At 47.5% G+C, this 2,100-nt stretch carries 3 protein-coding genes; all 3 read left to right on the top strand.

Annotated elements, in window-relative coordinates:
- Positions 1-251: 251 nt before the first annotated feature.
- A complete protein-coding gene (locus QCH34_RS11345; protein WP_300334237.1) occupies positions 252-980 on the top strand; it encodes an anaerobic ribonucleoside-triphosphate reductase activating protein in 729 nt (242 codons plus the stop codon).
- Positions 949-1,482 carry an AAA family ATPase gene (locus QCH34_RS11340; protein WP_366898616.1) on the top strand — a complete coding sequence of 178 codons (534 nt, stop codon included), beginning with the start codon at positions 949-951 and terminating at the stop codon, positions 1,480-1,482. Before QCH34_RS11345 ends, QCH34_RS11340 begins: the two co-directional genes overlap by 32 nt.
- Positions 1,479-2,100, top strand: a 622-nt coding sequence (locus QCH34_RS11335) for a sugar phosphate isomerase/epimerase family protein (protein WP_300334232.1), incomplete at its 3' end; no start/stop codon positions are given. The genes QCH34_RS11340 and QCH34_RS11335, both read left to right, overlap by 4 nt.

The raw sequence follows: 2,100 nt of genomic DNA, 5'->3' as shown, positions 1-2,100 counted from the left end.
CACGCCTTCTGCCTGTGCAACGATCTTCATTTCGTCTGTGATGATGCCGCGTCTGGCATCTTCCAGTAAAGTCATAGGAATTGGTATGATAAAATACCTGATAAATCCTTTTATTTCAGAAAATTAGGGCAAAATTACTTTATTTCTAAACAATCAATATTGTTTAACCTAACTTGGATTCATTTGTTTTTTTGTCTATGAACATACTTTAATGCAAAATCAGACCATATACAGAAGAACCCGGTGATCATGTGCAGGTAAATTATGGTGGTTTTATTCCAATAAGCACAGTGGACTGGCCAGGCCGTGCTGTGTGTACGCTCTTTCTCAGGGGATGTCCGGTCAGGTGTGATTACTGCCATAACAAACAAATTCAGGATGGCAGAGATTACCGCCCAATCGATCAGGTATTCGAGCAGATTCGATCGTCCCGGATCGCGGTATCGGGCGTTGTCTTTTCCGGGGGTGAGCCGACCCTCCAGGGAGATGCCCTCTGTGAACTGGCCCGATTATCAAAACAAGAAGGATTGCTTGTCGGTCTCCATACAAACGGTGTCTTCCCGAAGGTTATTAAAAAACTCCTGGATGAACACCTGGTGGATCATCTGGCACTTGATATCAAGGCAAAATGGAATCGTTATGACAACCTGCTTCGAGAGCGGTATTCTGCTGCGGTAAAAGAAACACTCAATATATGCAAAAACGCATATCATACAGGAGAACTTCCGGAATTTCAGGTCGTCGTCACCTTATTCCGGGGTTATGAAGACGAGGTCAAATATATATCACGCGAAGCTGAGGGGCTGGAATTTGTTCTCCAGCAGGGAGTGTTTGGTATGGTTCCCCCCCTCTCCTCAGATGAACTAAAGGCAATCGCAGACTGTTTATGTCGACCGGTAATTATCAGAACACGTGAGAACGGAGAATTTCACTATGAAGGTACTAGGATTGGTCGGACTACCGGCGAGCGGCAAGGGTGAGTGTTCAGCGGTTGCAGAGGAACTCGGGATACCGGTTATTGTCATGGGGGATCTCATCAGGAGATATGCAGAAGAAGCGGGGCTTCCTGCAACCGATCAGCATCTCGGTACTATTGCGCGCCGCCTGAGAGAAGAGCGGGGAATGGCCGCTCTCGCAGAACTGACTGTTCCTGCGGTCAGGGAACAGAAAGCCCCGGTTGTCCTCATCGACGGTATCAGGGGAGATGCCGAGGTTGAACTCTTCAGAAAAACGTTTTCTGACTTCACATTGATTGCTATTGACTGCCCGTTTCAGATTCGGCTTGCACGCCTCCGCAGTCGCGGGAGATCCGATGATATGGTGAATGAGGACGATCTCCTCTCCCGTGATGAGCGGGAATGTGGTTTTGGACTGGTGCATGCAATGGATGGTGCTGATATATGGATAGATAATACAGCTTCTCTTGAGGAATGTCGTGCCGGGATTGAAAAGATCCTGAAAACTATTGGGAGCAGTGTATGATCTCGGGATATTACTTCTCTTCATCATCAAAAGTCTGGGATGATCCAAAGTGGGTTCATGGGATCGAAGAACTGGGGTATGATGGCTGGGAGATCTCGGCAGATGGGAATTACCGGCTTGATGATCCGAAAAAAAGAGAACGGATTGATGAGGTGCTTGCCAGTACAAACCTGGGTATTACGGTTCACGCACCATATGGCGATCTGAATCTCGCCTCGATGAATTATCCGATCTGGCGTGAATCAATCCGTCAGATCTGCCTCTGCATCCAACATGCAGCAGATCTTACCGATCGGGTTACGATTCATCCGGGATATCTCTCCCCTCTTTCAAAGCTTGATGCCGGACGTGCATGGTCGCTTCAGAAAGAAGCGCTTGTTGAAATCGGGGCTATTGCTAAAGAATATGGCGTGCTTGCCTGTCTTGAAAATATGATCTCGATAAAGGAGTTTCTCTGCCGTGATCCCGGGGAGCTTTTCGGGATGATTGAGGGGATCGATGGTATTGGCGTAACAATTGATATCGGGCATGCAAACACGACCGGAACCGTGGATGAATTCTTAAAATATCTTCCAAAAGCCGATCATCTCCACCTTCATGACAACCATGGCACTTACG

The organism is Methanocalculus sp. (assembly GCF_029762515.1).
Lineage (GTDB): Archaea > Halobacteriota > Methanomicrobia > Methanomicrobiales > Methanocorpusculaceae > Methanocalculus.
Note: the sequence above shows the minus strand (reverse complement) of the source record. Positions and strands in the feature narration are given on the sequence as shown.